The organism is Pontibacillus salipaludis (assembly GCF_014642405.1).
Lineage (GTDB): Bacteria > Bacillota > Bacilli > Bacillales > BH030062 > Pontibacillus > Pontibacillus salipaludis.
Genome location: NZ_BMIN01000002.1, coordinates 102,502 through 119,005 on the forward strand (window position 1 = coordinate 102,502; position 16,504 = coordinate 119,005).

A 16,504-nucleotide genomic window follows, 5' to 3' on the forward strand; every position below is an offset into this window, starting at 1 on the left:
AACTGCTTCATAAGAGAGTCATGGGCGGTTTCTTCAAGTGCGTAAAAAAGATTAAATTTTCCAATTTTACAAAAAATATTGCAAAACGTCTTGATTTTGTTGCGAAATCGCTTACAATTATATTAAAATCGTTAAAAAACTAGATTTGTAGGTGACATAATGAGTACGTCTATTAAACAGGCCACAATTGAACAGTTTATGAAAGTTCGCTTACAGAATCGCAACCATGATTACTTACATCCATCCTATCTGATGGAACGCCAACTTCTTGTCGCTGTCTCACAAGGGGACCCTAAAAAAGCCCATCAACTCTTACATTCTATAAACGAAGAACGAGCGATTATATCACCAAATCCAACCTTGCGTTCCGTTAAAAATGTCCTCGTTAGTTCTTGCACCCTTTTTACGCGCACGATTATTCATAGCGGTGTTCAACCAGAAGATGCATTCCGTTTAAGCGATCAGTACATGGAACAGATCGAAAGAATCAACGATGTTGATGACCTTTTTCAACTTGAGAAAGACATGCTGACGAAGTTTATTGAGCGCCTCAACAAAGAAGAGACTCTTCCGTACAGTAAAGTGGTTAACCAAGCGATTGCATTTATTCATGACCGCATTTTAGAAGATCTCACACTCGATTCCATTGCCCAGAACAGTCTGGTCAGTCCAAGTTATTTATCTCACTTGTTTAAGAAAGAAGTAAGCGTATCTGTCGTGCAGTATATCAATCAAAAACGAATTGAGGAATCCAAATACTTTCTTCTTCACACTACTACTCCTATTTCCGATATTGCTACCCTCTTTCAATTCTGTAACCAAAGCTACTATACCTCCTTGTTTAAGAAATATACAAACGTCACGCCAAAAGAATTTAGAGAATCCCATTCTAAAGTTGGACAAGAAACCGCTCTATCTTAAGAGCAGTATGCATGTAAAAAGGACCCGGGAGTAAATGCTCCGGGTCCTTTTCTATCTTATTGTTGCGCCAAATCTACAATGCGCCCTTCTACTTCTGGCGATACGGTCTCTTGTTTCATGAAATACTCTTCCACAACGTTATAAATGGTGTAACCTGTATTAAATGATTCATTATCTTTAAACACTTCATATCCATCGCCACCTACAGCAAGGAAATCATTAGTTGCCAGCTTGTAGGTAACCTCTTCTTGAAGCGGCTCTCCTCCTACAGTTACATCTTCTACTCGCTCTCCTGCAGGTCTATCTGAATTATAGGTGAATGTCATGCCGCTAATTTGTGGGAATCGACCTGCTCCTTCTTCTACTTTACTGACTCCATTCTCTAGTGCTTCTTTTAATTCTGCACCCGTTACATCTAAGATAGTTAAGGTGTTAGGGAATGGTAGTGTATTGTAAAGCTCCATTTTTGTTACTTCACCCTCATTAATTTTTGCACGGATCCCCCCGCCGTTCATTAACGCTACATCTGCTTCATAGCCTTCAATGGATTGGGTTTTCTCGCGCAAGATATCAGTAATAAGATTTCCTAAGTTCGTTTCTTTTGATCGAATATCCACGCGATCACCATTCAGTGGTACAGTGGCTGTTGTAATGACTTCATTCATTTTCTCATCCACTTGACTTGTAATGTTCTCGACCATTTCTTCTACTTCCGGATCTGCCTCAACTGATGGATCATAGTCGACTAATCCGCCTTTGAATCGGACAAGTTTATCGTTCACGTAATATAGGTCCGCTCTTCCAAGCGATTTCCCGTACTCCCAGTCCTGAACGATATACGTATCATTTACACGTTCCGGCTCTTCAAGAGGCGTATGAGAGTGCCCGCCTACAATGAGGTCGATTCCGTCAACGGAGGCAGCAATTTCGCGGTCCACATTTATCCCTACGTGAGAAACAACTACGACGTGATCTGCCTTCTCTTGTACTTTCGGAATCAAGTCTTGTGCGACTGTTACAGGGTTTTTAAATGTTAACCCTTCTACGTTATCCGGATGAGTTAAGACTGGCGTCTCCTCCGCAACAAAACCAACGAACGCATATTTCTTTCCTGCCACTTCTTGATAATGAACAGGTGCTAATAGAGTACTTCCATCTTCTAATTTAAAGACGTTAGATGAAATCATAGGGTAATCTAATTGGTCTTTTAGATTTAACAATTGCTCGTACCCAAAATCAAACTCGTGATTCCCTGCAGCCATAACGTCATAATCCAAATAATTTAATATTGGGAGGACCGTTTCTCCTTGGAACTGATTAACGAAGATTGTCCCTTGGAACGTGTCTCCTGCATCAAGTAAAAGAAAGTTCTCACTTTCCTCACGCCACTGTTTAATAAGTGTGGCCATTTTGGCATAGCCAAACTCACCGTTATAAGAATCTTCTTCGATGTGACCATGGACATCATTCGTGTGCGCAATCGTTATATGGTCTATAGTGGCATCGCCAAAGGTTTGCAGGAATTCCCCACGAGTAACTAACCCATTTTTAGCGAAAGATAAGTCGAACCCTAATTGCTCTGCCATTCTGGTTAATTCTTTAGCATTTAATTTCTTACCAGGGTTGTTTAAATGTTTCTTGTCTGCCACTCCTTTTTCGTAAGCCCATAGCAGATACGGATCATTAAAGCGCTCTCCTACATGATCTTCCGGCACTTTAACTTCTAACGTGCGAGCCATAATTCTAGCAGCCTCCGCAGCTGTAATGTTACGATCTAAGTTCAGGTCACCCTCAGAATCGCCTTTTAAGATTTCTCCCTCGACCATTAATTCGATATAATCATTTGATGTAAGTGGCTCCGCTTGTACAGCTCCCCCAAATAACGTAACAGATAATAGAACTGTAGCCAGAACTTGTCCAATCCTTCTTAATACCACATTGCTTCTCCCCTTTTTCATTATTTTGACCCTTTCATACTAAAACATTACAATTGTGATGTTTGGTCCTTATGTAAGTTGATTTAATAAAGAAATGTTTTGTCGCTTCCAATTTTATTATAAAGAATTTTCGATCTTTTTCTACCTTTATAGGAAGTTTATGTTAGAACAGGTCGATTGTAGGATAATGAATAAAACATATGAACTACTAGGGAGTGAAGTAAATGAAGGAAATAAATCAAATTATCTATCATTCATTAGAAACCCTTGGAGACACGTCTTCTATTAAAGAGACAACACCGATCTCTGGAGGTGACATCAACCAGGCTTTCTATGTTCGCACAAAAGAACAAGAATACTTCGTCAAAACAAACAAGGACGTTCCTGAACACTTCTTCCGCGTCGAAGCAAAGGGACTTGAATACATTCGTGATACGAAAGCAATCCGTGTACCAGAGGTGTATCACTATGATGAACCAAAAGGAAATGAGCAAGTTGCACTCGTGATGGAGTGGCTAAAAGGAGAACCTACTGGTGATACCGAAGAGCGATTAGGACGCGGGGTAGCCAACATGCATAAAGCCTACGGAGAAAAATTTGGTTTTGAAGAAGATACTTTTATCGGCTCGCTTCCACAGCCGAATCGCCTTGTAGAAGACTGGACGACATACTATCACGACGATCGTCTTGTTCCTCAATTCAACATGGCTGCAGAAAAAGGTCAGTTACCACTAGAAAGGAAGCAAAGGTTAAAGAAGCTAATGGAACGCTTGCCTCAGTGGCTCACTCATGAAGTGAAACCTTCTTTACTCCACGGAGATCTATGGGGCGGAAACTGGATGGCTGGCCCAAATGGTGATCCATGTTTAATCGATCCTTCTGTTTTTTACGGTGATCATGCTTTTGAAATGGCGTTCACTGAAGTATTTGGAGGATATTCTGAAGGGTTTTATCGAGCGTACCAGGAAGAAATGCCTTTACCTGAGAATTATGAGGATATCAAGCCTCTTTATCAGTTGTATTACTTGCTTGCTCATTTGAACTTGTTCGGTGAGGCCTATGCCGGTAGCGTGGATCGTATCTTGAAGCGTTATGTTGGATAATTATCCATATAAGGCCGCTTATATGGAAGACTCGAAGCTGAGAAAGTTTCCAAAGTTTCCGTTAATTTTAGTTGAGTCTAAGGTGGGCCTGGAAACCACTCGCTTTCCTGTGGGGAGCTGGTGAGCCTCCTCACCCGGCAAAGCCGGGCTCCGGGGTCTCACCTAGGCTCTTCTGCCCACGGGAGTCTCGCAGTTTCCAGGCCCACCTTTTCCAAGTAAGAGTAAACGGAAACGCGTTATATGTGAGATTCAAGGGGCTTGAAAATATCTATAATAATATAAGAACCTGGTCCTTTCATCCAATTAACGTCAGGACTTGCTGGGGAACGACGAGACTCCCACGGGGAAAAGAGCCTATCTAGTTCCAGCGTGGAGGACCTAGCGAGATAAGTCATCTTTTTTACAAAGGCTAATCGCCTTTTCCAAAAAGCTGTCTTATCCGTACGGTCCTAAGCACCACGCCTGCACTTTTAAATCTAGGGGAGACCCCGGAAAGCGCGTAGCGATTGAGGAGGCTCCCCAGCAAGTCCTAGCCCCATACGGTAACGGACCAACCATAAGCCCAGCACCTTCGAACCTTAATCAGCCCAAAAAGCGCAGCTGGGATTGCCAGCTGCGCTTTTATTTGGATGGGATATATTTTGCTTCTTTTTGTAAGGAAGAGAGAAAGCTGTGGAGGTTTTTAGAGAGTTTTCTCGCTTCTTCATGGGAGATTTTATGGAAGTTAATCTTTCCACCTGGTGGGAGCTGGGCGATTTTCCATAGGTCGGCTCGAACGATATTACCGATGGTGACATAGCCTCCTGTTGTTTGACTGTCAGCCATTAATATAACAGGCATTCCACTTGAGGGAACTTGTACGGTTCCGAATGTGACTGCTTCAGAGATAATGTCTCCTGTATCTTCAAAGGTCATGGCTTCCCCGTCTAGTTGAATGCCCATACGGTCTCCTGTCGAGACTGTATACGAGGTGTTAAAGAATGCTTCTATACTTTCTTTTTTTATATAGGATTGGTGTTGGCTTCCAACAAGCCGAACGTCAACTTCTTTATCATAGGATGGGCGCTTGTCATGACTCAGTCCTATCCTCTTACGATCAACTTGGTTTGAATAGCTATATAGTTGGTCTCCTGATTGAATATGACGCCCCATTTGTCCCCGTTCATAAACGGACTGACTTCCTAGAATTGATTCAGAATCTATTCCTCCTTGAACCGCTATGTAAGCTCTGATTCCTTCTACAGGGCCTTTAAATGTAAGAGTGGTTCCTTTTCTCCATATAAATGTAGACCATAGAGGGGCTTTTTTGCCGTTCAACTTTGCATCTAAGTCTGCTCCTGTTATGGCAACAAGGTGGTCATGGGATGCTTTTAGGGTGGTGCCTCCCATCGTCACTTCCAAGCAGGCAGCACCCAAATCGTTTCCGACTAACCCATTCCCAATTTGAAGGGCAACCTTATCCATCGCTCCTGATATTGGTACACCGTAGTGTTGATAACCAAAGCGGCCCAGGTCCTGAATGCTTGTTAATATTCCTGCTTTTTCTATCGAACATAAAGGGTAGGACACGTTTAGGATCCCCCCACTTTTTTTACGTCAACACTGTGATGTTGTAAGACGTTTTTAATGTGCTCTGCATGATGATAGGCTGAATCTCCATCTCCATGAAAACAAATCGTTTGAGCCTCTAATGGAATTTGCTTTCCATCAAGAGACGTTGTGCACCCATTTTGTACAATTGAGAGAACCTGTTTCTCTATTTCTTCTAAACTCGTAAGCACAGATCCCTCCATTGAGCGCGGAGCAAGGTATCCTTCTGAAGTATAGGCGCGATCGGCGAATGCCTCTTGTGCCACCTTCAGCCCTTCGTCTTTACCTGCTCGAACGAGTTCACTATTGCTAAGGCCAAATAGGATAAGGTTCGAATCAAAATCTCGTACAGCCTTGGCGATTGAACTTGCCATCTCATAGTCTTTGGCTGCCATATTATATAGGGCGCCATGCGGTTTCACATGCTGAAGTTCTACATCCTTCACTTTACATACTCCAGCTATAGCACCGAGTTGATAGGTGATTAAATTATAGATCTCTTTAGGACTCATATTGAATTCACGACGACCAAAGCCAAATAGATCTGGAAAGCCCGGATGCGCTCCAACAGCTACCCCTTCTGATTTAGCTCTTTCAATCGTATCTGCAATAACGTTGTAATCCCCTGCGTGAAAGCCGCAGGCCACGTTTGCCGAAGTGATTACTTTCATTAATTGCTCATCTTCCCCTACTTGAAAGGCGCCGTAACTTTCTCCAAGGTCTGCATTTATATCTAGTTGCGTCATCATTACGCCTCCTTGTCTACGATTTCAATGGTGTATGATCCATTTTTAATACGTTCTTTAATATCTTCATATTCTGTATGTTGAACAGGACGAAAACGAATATAGTCGCCCATTTCTATCAGAAAAGGTTCTTCTCTTGTAAAATCAACTATTGGGACAGGCGTTTGTCCGATAATATTCCAACCACCTGGTGAACCAATAGGATAGACCCCTGTCTGGCTACCTGCAATCCCAACAGACCCTGCTTCTACCCGAGCACGAGGCTTCTCTAGACGAGGAGTAGCAATACGCTCATCCATCCCCCCTAGATAAGGGAAACCCGGTAAAAAGCCAATCATATACGTTAGGTAATCTCTCGAAGAATGAAGGTCAATGACTTCTTCTGCTGAAACGTTATTGACCGAAGCAACTTTCTCCAAATCCTCACCTACACCTCCACCGTAATAGACAGGAAGGACGACAACTCTCGATGAGGCTGTTTCCTCCTTCGTATCTGCAGAAGCCCATATGCTTTCTAGTTTTTCTTTCATTTGATTGAAAGAAATCAGTGTCTCATTAAAATAAACCGTCAGTACTGTATAGCTTGGAACAATATCTGTAATGGATTCTACTGCATGGCGCTTGATAGATTGGTAAAGCTTGAGTATTCGCTCATGTATTTCTTGTGAAATATGATTTGGAAAAACGATCTTTATCCCGTTTTCTCCAAACGGTACGTACTGTATATCTCTCATCATTATCACCTGCTATTCTATACTCTCGATACATGTTCTAACACCTTGAAGCAAGTCACGATGGGACCAACTAGGGATCCGTTTATGCTTGATAGCTAATTCGTGAGAAGCAGGGATATGAATAAATCCTGCCTGGGTATTCAAATTGTGAGATTGTATATAAAACAAGGCTTGATACATGACATTATTGCACAAATATGTACCTGCTGTATTAGAGATATCAGCCGGTAGTTCTTGTTCTGTTAATTGGTCCACCATCTTGCGAATCGGCAAAGTGGAGAAGATCGCATCAGGACCATCCTTTTCGATCCACTCATCACGCGGCACTCTCCCTGAGTTATCAGCATCTCCATCATTACAGTTAATCGCAATTCGTTCTGGTGTGATCTTGTATCGACCACCTGCTAGTCCAAGAGAAATTACGGCATCTGGTTCAATTTCTTGAATATGATGAACCAGTTGTTCTCCAGATTGATTAAACTCTACCGTTAAAATCTTCCCTACTATTTTATATCCATTGATGGTTTGTCCATCAAGCTCTTCAACGATCTTCATCGTTGGATTAACTGGAAAGTCTAAAAACGGCTCAAAACCGGTTAAAAGAAGTTTCTTCATCGTTGTCACCCCTCCTCAAGTGTGGAATAATCCACTCCTAAACCCTATTCCATACGCCCATATAAAAATCCTGCCACCATAAACCGATGACAAGAAATCCTTTATCTCACTACCAAAACAGCGCGTGCCAGACACCCTTTAGCTTGCTAAAGGGTGTCTGGCACGCTTTACTCTGTTAAAGAGCTGCTTTTATTTAGCTTGATTTGATTTGTTAGTATCCATAAAGAATGTGGTTAAGGTCATTAGTGCAAGGAAAATGAGTACGACGCTGAAGCCGCCTGTTTTGCCAAACATTTCTGATGCAATTCCGACAATATAACCTGCAATACCGCCACCAATTCCTGCTGCGATATAGATTAAACCAAGAGCTGATCCCCCAGCTTTTGAAATAGATGTACCAAACGCTGTACCGGTCGGGAAGAGCGTGGAGAAGAAGAACCCTGCACCAGCGAATAACCAAGGAAAGTCATTTGCGAATAGGAAACTAATTCCGATCATAACAACAGAACCTATTGAGAAGACGATTAGAATAATACGTTCATTTATCCAATTCGTTAGATAAGCTACCCCTAAACGTCCAATCATAAAGAAGACGGAGAATAAGGATAGAATTCCAGCCACCATTGCTTCCTTATCAGCCGTTGACATGCCTCCTAAATCAAGACCTTTAAGGTAGGACGGGAAGAAGTTCATAAAGGATACTTCTGCTGACACTTCAAGCATTAAGAAGACCATCAAGAACACAAACTGTGCGTCTTTCAGCATAGGGATGAATGCTTTAATATCAATTTTCTCAGCACGACCATCCGGGAAGTTTGTAGACGTTACATAGATAATAACTGCTATTAAGCTGGCTGCAATTCCGATATAGAAATATCTCCATGAAGCGAATTGGAATAGGAAGTTTAAGAACTGTGGAAATACTACCATTCCCAGACCATAAACACCCATGGCTAAGTTAAACATTCGGTTTTGTTTATCGGGATAAGCGGATGGAATAATGGCATTTGATGCCACACCAAGTGACCCAAGCCCAAAACCAACGATCATATAGAAACCTAAGAAGAACGTAATATTAGGAGCAAAACCGGTTCCGAGGAACCCAATCCCCATGACGATTGAACCAATAACCGTCATAATACGTAAACCTTTTTTATCGGTATAATAACCTATTAGTACACTTGCTAATGTAAATCCAAGCTGAAATATAAATACGACAAGACCAAACTGACTCATATCTAGACCAAGGTCTTTCTCTACTTGGTCTAACACGATCCCCTTTGTATTTGTTACACCACCAGATATAAACTGGGTAAACATTAATATGACCAGGGCGTGTATGCTTTTTCCTTTTGTTGACATCTTTCAGGCCCTCCAACTATTTCGGTATAGTTTTAGTATGTGATTCTGATGGAGTGATTCCCACCATACATTCTTCTAAAACTTCCAAAATCAATGACAACGTTTACCTATTCAAAAAATTTTCTCCTCGCCCATATTCTTTATCACAATAAAGGGTGCCAGACACCCTTCTTCACTGCACCGCAGTAAAGCCTGAACGCGTGTCTGGCACCCTTTACTTTTATACAGCACAAAAGCGCCCTAAGGGCGCTTTTGTGTGTTTATGTGTAGGCTCTTCCTTTGCCTGAGTCACTTATTTCAACGAGGTCTTCGGGGTAGGGTTGGAAATAGGTTTGTTCTAATAAGTAATCATCTTGAAAGCGAATCACCCAAGATTTTAGTATACCGAGCACCGTGCTAAGAGGAATTTTTTCTTCATAATATTTATCTAGCTCGTCCAGGAAGTATTGCTTCTCTCCTCTTGTCAGCTCGTTTTTGAAATATCCCGAAATATGCTGACATACATTTACGTTTGATTTTCGGCTTGGTGCTCTTCTTAACATCCAACCTAATTTCTCCTCATAAGCATCAAGAACTTCTTCCATCGATAATTGATCATGGTTGGCTACAATTCGTCCCATTTCTTTCAAGGTCTTTTGGTTGTAAGACATAAATAAGTATTTGTTTTCAGAATGGAAAGCGACTAGCTTCTTCATAGATGGCGTTTCCTTCATTTCACGAAAGCTTGCTAAGGTAAAAAGTTTGGTAAAGAAATGCTCCCTGATACGGAAGTTCTTAAGTCGCCCTTCTTCTTCAATCGCTAAAGCTTCATGTTCATTCAGCACTTCTTGAGCGAAGAGACCTTTTGTCTTTCCGACTACAGGAGACTTCTCTAACTTGTCATAAACTTTTACATCCTGAATCCCGCATGTAGGTGATCGATTCTTAAGTAAAAAACCATCTACATCCGGCAAAGAACGAAGGAATCCTTTAGCAAAATGAGTCATGGAGTCTGTTAAATCCTCTCCGCTTGATGGTTGCATAAGGCGCTCTTCTTCCCCATTTCGTACAATACGAATAACATCACGGGGAACGCCCAGTCCGATTTCCATCTCTGGGCATACAGGTATAAATGTTACATATGGCGTTAATCGTTGTACGACTTTGTCTGGTATACGTTCGCCGTTATACCGCACATGATCGAACTCTAAGCATTTACTCACGACAAGTTTAGGTGTTGCAAAAGTGCGCATAGTAATATCCCTCATTTTTAGAAATAGTGTACGTTCATTGTAGAGTCCATTCCCGTTCTATTCGAATTTGAATAGTTTCTATTGTTTCCTTGAACCGTTTATTTCATGACTTCTCTTTTAGTCCGATGATATTTTATAATAAAATTGTAACCGCTTTCTAATTTATACATAAAGGAGGAGATAAACTATTCATCTTGAACGGTATACATATTTACCTAAAACTATATCGGTTCTATTAGGATAGGAAGTTATGAATGATGATTCAGCGGCCTCTCATTATACGCATATCTATTCACTTCCATAAATTTTTATTAGCATTTTGTTCATACATGTATTAAAATGAATTTTGTTGTATTTTTATGTCGGAAATTCTTTGTACCTGGAGGGTTCGTTCCCATGAATTCAAATAATAAATTCCCATTCAAACCAATGAATCACTTTCTATTTATTATTCCATCCCTTATAGGGATCTTATTATTTATGACACCGATTAAATTCGGAGATAGCATTACCATTCCAATTGCACACTTTGCATCCATTCTTCAAGAGGCACTGCAAGCTCAGTTACCTGCCATTATGACGTTCATTATTACCGTTACAGCTATATTAACGCTCATCGCGAAGCTGACAAATGGACAGGCTGTAAAGAAGTCACCTTTCTTTACAGGACTTTTATTCATCCCATGGTCTTGGACCATCATTCGTGTGTTCGGCGCTGTCTTTGCCATTATGACCTTTTACAAGCTAGGCCCAGAACAAGTTTACTCAAGCGCTACAGGAGGCCTCCTGCTAGGTGGAGAAGGTAGTTTGTTACACATTTTGTTTACAGTCTTCCTATTTGCAGGGATGTTCCTACCATTGCTTTTAAACTTTGGACTGCTTGAATTTTTCGGGATTATACTAACGAAAATTATGCGTCCACTCTTCACTTTACCTGGTCGCTCTTCGATTGACTCCTTAGCGTCATGGCTTGGTGACGGTACGATTGGAGTACTTTTAACAAGTAAACAATATGAAGAAGGACATTATACAAAGCGTGAGGCTGCTGTCGTAGGGACAACATTCTCAGTCGTTTCGATTACATTCACCTTAGTTGTAATCGATCAGGTGAAATTGAGTGATATGTTTGTTCCATTCTACGGAACTGTTCTTTTAGCGGGTGTCATTGCAGCGATCATCATGCCCCGCATACCACCACTATCAAGAAAAGAAGATTCTTATGTTAGTGGCGAAGAAAAGAAACCTGAACCCGGAACACCAAAAGGCTATAACGCTTTCTCATGGGGCTACTACAAGGCAGTCGAACGTACGAAGCAAGCACCGAGCCTTCCCCAGTTTATAAAGCAAGGTTGTCAAAACATTTTAGACATGTGGATGGGTGTTGCACCGATCATTATGGCGATCGGAACCGTCACCCTCATTATTGCAGAACATACGCCGTTCTTCTCATGGATTGGAACGCCTTTCATTCCATTACTAGAATTGTTGCAAATACCAGAAGCAGCCGCAGCGTCTGAAACGATTTTAGTAGGATTTGCTGACATGTTCCTTCCAGCTCTGCTCGGAAGTTCAATCGAAAGCGAAATGACCCGCTTCATTATCGCTGCTCTTTCTGTTACTCAGCTCATTTATATGTCAGAAGTCGGTGGAGTTGTATTAGGGTCTAAGATCCCAATCGACTTTAAAGAGCTGTTCATTCTCTTTATTGAACGTACTCTCATTACGCTTCCTGTTATTACACTTGTAGCTCATTTCTTATTCTAAGAGTGTTATATAAAAACCCCCTAAAAGTTGCGCAACTTTTAGGGGGTTTTAAATTAAATCTTGGCTCTGTTGAAGTTTAATGTTGTTATTGTTTATAACAAGCTTGTTCAAGAATAGGCCAGGATTGTTGAAGACTTGAAAATGAGAGAATGTTTCCGTTTGCGTTATTTGAGAATAAGGCGGTTGGGGAAATCACTCGCTTTCCGCGGCGAGCTGGGGAGCCTCCTCAGTCGCATTCGCTCCCTCCGGGGTCTCCCCTAGGCTCCTAATGCCGCAGGAGTCTCGCAATTTCCCCAACCACCTCTGCTATATATGGTGTAACAGAAACATGCCATATGAGGAAACCTCTCAACTCTCACGCCCCTTAAGATGTGGGGCCGTTCGGAAAACTATAGCAGGGGTGTCTGGGGAACGGGGAGACTCCTGCGGGAGAAAGAGGTCGACGAGACCCCGCAGGGTGTTTTCCCGAGGAGGCTCGACAGCTCGCCCGCGGAAAGCGAGTCGTTCCCCAGACACCCTTACCACCCCAAAAGAGTAACGGCCCTATCTACACAAAAGTGTCTCAACTTCGGAGTCTTCCGCACAAAGGGGGCTTATACACCGAGCCTAACTATTAAACATAACAAAAGGCAGGGGATGAGTCCCCTGCCTTTCTCTATAAAACGTATCCCCCTGAAAGGCAAAGCTGTCATTGGGTTACGGTTTACACATTATTGACCAAGTTTTTGAACCACTTTTCTAGCCGTTGCTAAGCTTGATTGTGGGTTTTGTCCTGTTACGAGATTTCCATCGGCTTCAACATGTTCCGTATAATTTGGTTCAGCCATGAAATTAGCTCCAAGCTCTGTAAGTCGAGTCTCTAGAAGGAATGGTACCTTGCTGTCTAGACCTTGGTCCTTCTCTTCTGCATCTGTGAAGGCTGTCAGGCGTTTCCCATCAATAAATGACTTACCATTTTGATCCGTCACGCCTACAAATGCTGCTGGGCCGTGACATACGGAACCAATTACTTTGTTTTGTTCAAAGAAAGGTTGCAAGGCGTTTTTAATGGCTTCGTTATCAGGGAAGTCTACCATCGTACCATGTCCACCTGGCAGGAATACCCCAGAATATTCATCAGGATTCACGTCGCTAAGGACTACGGTATCCTTTAGAGGTTCCATTACCCCTTCCCATTCATCAGGCTCCTCACCTGAAATGCTGTTTGGATCAATCGGAATTTCGCCACCTGCCACGCTTGCTACGGTAACGTCATATCCTGCTTGTGTAAATTCCATATAGGGTTCAGCAAACTCTGAGAGCCATAAGCCTGTTTGATGATCATCGTCAAGCACACCTGCATTCGTTACGATCATTAACATTTTATTTGCCACTTTTACACACTCCTTTAATTGAACACGCTTTTATCTTCGTCTCTACTTACATAATTTACACTAAATAAAAATTTCTAAACGTCATGTTGCATATCGTATACATGTTTAAGACTATTGACTTTGGGAAGGTAACACATAACCACCCAGCAACCTACTACACCTCTTTCTATAACAAAAGAAAAGGAGAGTTGAACAGTTGAAACAAACACGTCCGTATTCTGTTCATCGCAGGCATTTAATCATATTTTTTCAGACTCAAGAATTGGTGAAAAATTGGCGTGGTGCCAGAAAGCCAAGTATCCAGACCCTTTCCCTTTTCACTGGATATTCTGAGGAAAGTATTATTGAATCGATGGAATTTGGCCATCCTTCTTTAATTGAAAGAGGGCCAGAATTCCGACACTACGTAAAAAGGAAAACAATCGTGTAATAGGTGGTTGCTGGGTAACTGTCTGATCCCTTTTAAGGAAGTCCTTTACATGACAGGCAGGCATAGAAAAGAGGCATCTCTATTTAGAGACGCCTCTTTTTTTCAGCATATATAAGCAGCACATTCTCTATGAAGAGCCTGAATGCATCTTCATTGGGTATTTCTTCACCTTCCAACCTACTGATTTCCATTGAATAATGGGAGAAACCAAGGATACGACAGGTCTAGAAACGAAGAGGCCCATTAATAAAAGGGAAAACGTTGCTAAATACACTAAGTCAAAAGGGGAATAGACGGAAATTAAATCATGCTCACGAATAACCTGAATGACGAAGCCATGTAATAAATAGACATAGAGAGTATAAGCTCCGTACTTTGTCCATGTGTACGTTTTTGTGGGGATCCATGATAGTACACTTAATGCCATTAGAACACTTACAATATAACTTCCAAATCGAACGAAACCTCCCCACTCTGGCATTCCAAGGGTTACATACGATTTTGATCCAAAGAACCACTCAGTTTCATATGATGGTCCAAATATAATAGCTAACGCTACAGAAACCATGACACCAAGAGCTAGCACCTTGGTCCTTGTTTCACGAAGCCACTGTAACTCCTCTGTGCTTATCCAATGACCAATAAGGAAGAACGGGAAGAACACAAATGTCCTTGAAAGGCTGAACGAATGATCAATCCCACTCATATATCCAACCAAAACCCCGATTTGAATAGAAATAAATATCGCTACATGCTTAGGTAAGCTTCTATACCAATAAAGCATAATATGCCAACAAAACAGGCTGACTAAGAACCAAAGCGCCCACTGTGGTTCAAACGGTGGTTTCCACCATCCCGACTTTCCAATTAGAGCATAATAGATAGTATAAATAGCTTGAAAACTTAAATATGGAAGCAGGAGTTTTTTAAATAATTTCCCTACATACGCTTTGTTCAGCTTTGCTTGAGCGAAATAACCTGAAACTATAATAAATGCAGGCATATGAAATGTGTAAACCCATTGATAAAGAACACTATATACATGTTGATCCTTAAACGGCTGAATGACATGGCCGAATACCACAAGGAACATTAAAATCCATTTCGCATTGTCGAAATAGGCTTCCCTTTTCAATGTAACCCCCTCCTTCAGAACGGTTACTATAGACGTTCGTCAAAGGTGGGGGTTTTAAGGAGGATGTTACCAAATTGTAAAATGCAGAACATAAAAACGTAATGTTTATAATCAGGAGGTTTTCTTTGAAGTTGATTTCTTTTCGTTTCCTGTTTTAGTGGATTTCTTTTTCGTTGCCTTCTTTTTTGTCTTCTTCTGATTCTTATCAAGTGACTTCTCTAACGCCTCCATTAAATCGGTTACATTGTCTGGTGTTGGTTTTGGTTCAGCAGTCGATATATCTTCATTATTCTTCTTCGCTTCTATAAGATCTAATAATGCTTGTCGATAATCGTCCTTATACTGCTCAGGATCAAAGTCACTTGTTAGCTGTTCGACGAGGGTTTTAGCCGTTTCTAATTCCTTTTTCCCTAACTCTGTTTCTTCGGGGACATTCGGAACTTCTTTCACATCTCTTACCTCATCCGGATAATGGATGGTCTCCATGACCAATGTGTTCTCATACACTCTGACCATGGCTAACTGTTCTTTGGAACGAATGATGATCTTAGCCACTCCGATTTTCTCTGTATCTAAGAGGGTCTGTCTCAGAAGTGAGTACGCCTTCGTTCCACCTTCGTCTGGAGAAAGGTAATAACTCTTTTCAAAATAGATGGGATCAATGTCAGATAGTTTTACAAAGTCCATAATTTCAACAGCCTTATCTGTCTGTTCCTTCCTTAACTCCTCTAGTTCTTCATCATCTAACACAACAAACTTATTCTTTGCATATTCATACGCCTTCACAATCTCTTCTTTCTCAACTTCCCGTTCGCATACCGGGCACGTACGTTCATATTCAATAGGTGATTTACACTCTTCATGGAGCTGACGTAGACTAATATCTTTGTTTTCTGTTGCGGAGTGTAATTTGACTGGGATGTTCACAAGTCCAAAGCTAATGGTTCCTTTCCACATTGTGTGCACACGCTTCACTCTCCTTTTTCTTTTAGCGTTTGCTAATGGGATGGGTTTTATGTTGAGTGTGAGTAAATCATCTTGGCTTACGTACACTACTATAGATGGAGGTACGTTTTCGTTGATTTTGCTGAGAGTAAGGTGGGCCGGGAAACTACTCGCTTTCCGTGGCCCCACACGACGTGGGGTCGTTTGACGTTGTCACAGGACGTGACGATCTTAGTCGAACTTCTCCTTTCCTTTTGAAGCCTCCTCGGGCAAAAACCGTGCCCTGCGGGGTCTCGTCTAACTCTTCTTCCCACAGGAGTCTCGCAGTTTCCCGGCCCACCTTTTCCATATCAGGCGTAACGAAAACGCGCCACATATGGGTATTGAGATTCTCATATCTAAGGAGGTCCGTTCATCCAATTAACGCCAGGGCAGGCTTGGGGACTGCGAGACTCCCGCGGGATAAGGAGCCTAGGTAAGACCCCGGACGCAGCGTCAGCGAAGGAGGAGGCTTGCCAGCTCCCCGCAGGAAAGCGAGTTGTCCCCAAGCCTGCCCTAGTCCCCATACGATAACGGACTCAGCCCTGCCACTGCTTTAGCAAAGCCGCAAAACCATA

14 protein-coding genes are annotated in these 16,504 nt (G+C 41.9%); 4 read left to right on the top strand and 10 right to left on the bottom strand.

All coding sequences use genetic code 11. The features are described 5' to 3' along the window. Window positions 1-159 precede the first annotated feature (159 nt). On the top strand, window positions 160-921 hold the full coding sequence (locus IEW76_RS02695; RefSeq protein ID WP_188650676.1) for an AraC family transcriptional regulator: 762 nt from the start codon (window positions 160-162) through the stop codon (window positions 919-921). Window positions 922-977: 56 nt separating this feature from the next. On the opposite strand, the gene IEW76_RS02700 is transcribed toward IEW76_RS02695, so the two are convergent. Continuing rightward, on the bottom strand, window positions 978-2,879 hold the full coding sequence (locus IEW76_RS02700) for a bifunctional metallophosphatase/5'-nucleotidase (protein ID WP_188650678.1): 1,902 nt from the start codon (window positions 2,877-2,879) through the stop codon (window positions 978-980). Window positions 2,880-3,082: 203 nt separating this feature from the next. Between IEW76_RS02700 and IEW76_RS02705 the strand changes: the two genes are divergently transcribed. Next, window positions 3,083-3,961, top strand: coding sequence for a fructosamine kinase family protein (locus IEW76_RS02705; RefSeq protein ID WP_188650679.1), 879 nt, complete (start codon window positions 3,083-3,085; stop codon window positions 3,959-3,961). A 621-nt stretch (window positions 3,962-4,582) separates the two neighbouring features. Here IEW76_RS02705 and IEW76_RS02710 read toward each other — a convergent pair. From IEW76_RS02710 to IEW76_RS02735, 6 genes are all read right to left on the bottom strand, one after another. Continuing rightward, entirely contained in the window at window positions 4,583-5,530 is a 948-nt protein-coding gene (locus IEW76_RS02710) for a 5-oxoprolinase subunit C family protein (protein WP_188650681.1), read from the bottom strand. 2 nt (window positions 5,531-5,532) lie between these two features. Continuing rightward, window positions 5,533-6,300 (bottom strand): 5-oxoprolinase subunit PxpA, encoded by a 768-nt coding sequence (locus IEW76_RS02715; protein WP_229721103.1) that lies wholly within the window; start codon window positions 6,298-6,300, stop codon window positions 5,533-5,535. After that, window positions 6,300-7,034 (bottom strand): 5-oxoprolinase subunit PxpB, encoded by a 735-nt coding sequence (pxpB, locus tag IEW76_RS02720; RefSeq protein WP_188650683.1) that lies wholly within the window; start codon window positions 7,032-7,034, stop codon window positions 6,300-6,302. Before pxpB ends, IEW76_RS02715 begins: the two co-directional genes overlap by 1 nt. A 9-nt stretch (window positions 7,035-7,043) precedes the next feature. Next, window positions 7,044-7,646 (bottom strand): pyroglutamyl-peptidase I, encoded by a 603-nt coding sequence (gene pcp / locus IEW76_RS02725; protein WP_188650685.1) that lies wholly within the window; start codon window positions 7,644-7,646, stop codon window positions 7,044-7,046. Between the two features lie 189 nt (window positions 7,647-7,835). After that, on the bottom strand, window positions 7,836-9,008 hold the full coding sequence (locus IEW76_RS02730) for an MFS transporter (protein ID WP_188650686.1): 1,173 nt from the start codon (window positions 9,006-9,008) through the stop codon (window positions 7,836-7,838). 260 nt (window positions 9,009-9,268) lie between these two features. After that, window positions 9,269-10,240: a YbgA family protein gene (locus IEW76_RS02735; protein ID WP_188650688.1), complete on the bottom strand. Its 972-nt coding sequence runs from the start codon at window positions 10,238-10,240 to the stop codon at window positions 9,269-9,271. Between the two features lie 396 nt (window positions 10,241-10,636). Here IEW76_RS02735 and IEW76_RS02740 point away from each other — a divergent pair, with 396 nt between their 5' ends. Continuing rightward, window positions 10,637-12,004 (top strand): YjiH family protein, encoded by a 1,368-nt coding sequence (locus IEW76_RS02740; RefSeq protein ID WP_188650690.1) that lies wholly within the window; start codon window positions 10,637-10,639, stop codon window positions 12,002-12,004. A gap of 710 nt (window positions 12,005-12,714) precedes the next feature. Here IEW76_RS02740 and IEW76_RS02745 read toward each other — a convergent pair. Beyond that, complete coding sequence (locus tag IEW76_RS02745; RefSeq protein ID WP_188650692.1) at window positions 12,715-13,377, bottom strand: type 1 glutamine amidotransferase domain-containing protein; 663 nt, start codon at window positions 13,375-13,377, stop codon at window positions 12,715-12,717. 196 nt (window positions 13,378-13,573) lie between these two features. Between IEW76_RS02745 and IEW76_RS02750 the strand changes: the two genes are divergently transcribed. After that, window positions 13,574-13,807, top strand: a complete 234-nt coding sequence (locus IEW76_RS02750; RefSeq protein ID WP_188650694.1) for a hypothetical protein — start codon at window positions 13,574-13,576, stop codon at window positions 13,805-13,807. A gap of 127 nt (window positions 13,808-13,934) precedes the next feature. On the opposite strand, the gene IEW76_RS02755 is transcribed toward IEW76_RS02750, so the two are convergent. Together IEW76_RS02755 and ku are read right to left on the bottom strand one after the other, a co-directional pair. Further along, a complete protein-coding gene (locus IEW76_RS02755) occupies window positions 13,935-14,942 on the bottom strand; it encodes an acyltransferase family protein (RefSeq protein WP_188650696.1) in 1,008 nt (335 codons plus the stop codon). 111 nt (window positions 14,943-15,053) lie between these two features. Beyond that, window positions 15,054-15,908 (bottom strand): non-homologous end joining protein Ku, encoded by an 855-nt coding sequence (ku, locus tag IEW76_RS02760; RefSeq protein WP_188650698.1) that lies wholly within the window; start codon window positions 15,906-15,908, stop codon window positions 15,054-15,056. Window positions 15,909-16,504: the final 596 nt, after the last annotated feature.

Coding starts and splice junctions, on each gene's coding strand:
- IEW76_RS02695 (WP_188650676.1), top strand. CDS start 160: ATGAGTACGTCTATTAAACAGGCCACAATTGAACAGTTTATGAAAGTT.
- IEW76_RS02700 (WP_188650678.1), bottom strand. CDS start 2,879: ATGAAAAAGGGGAGAAGCAATGTGGTATTAAGAAGGATTGGACAAGTT.
- IEW76_RS02705 (WP_188650679.1), top strand. CDS start 3,083: ATGAAGGAAATAAATCAAATTATCTATCATTCATTAGAAACCCTTGGA.
- IEW76_RS02715 (WP_229721103.1), bottom strand. CDS start 6,300: ATGATGACGCAACTAGATATAAATGCAGACCTTGGAGAAAGTTACGGC.
- pxpB (WP_188650683.1), bottom strand. CDS start 7,034: ATGATGAGAGATATACAGTACGTACCGTTTGGAGAAAACGGGATAAAG.
- pcp (WP_188650685.1), bottom strand. CDS start 7,646: ATGAAGAAACTTCTTTTAACCGGTTTTGAGCCGTTTTTAGACTTTCCA.
- IEW76_RS02730 (WP_188650686.1), bottom strand. CDS start 9,008: ATGTCAACAAAAGGAAAAAGCATACACGCCCTGGTCATATTAATGTTT.
- IEW76_RS02735 (WP_188650688.1), bottom strand. CDS start 10,240: ATGCGCACTTTTGCAACACCTAAACTTGTCGTGAGTAAATGCTTAGAG.
- IEW76_RS02740 (WP_188650690.1), top strand. CDS start 10,637: ATGAATTCAAATAATAAATTCCCATTCAAACCAATGAATCACTTTCTA.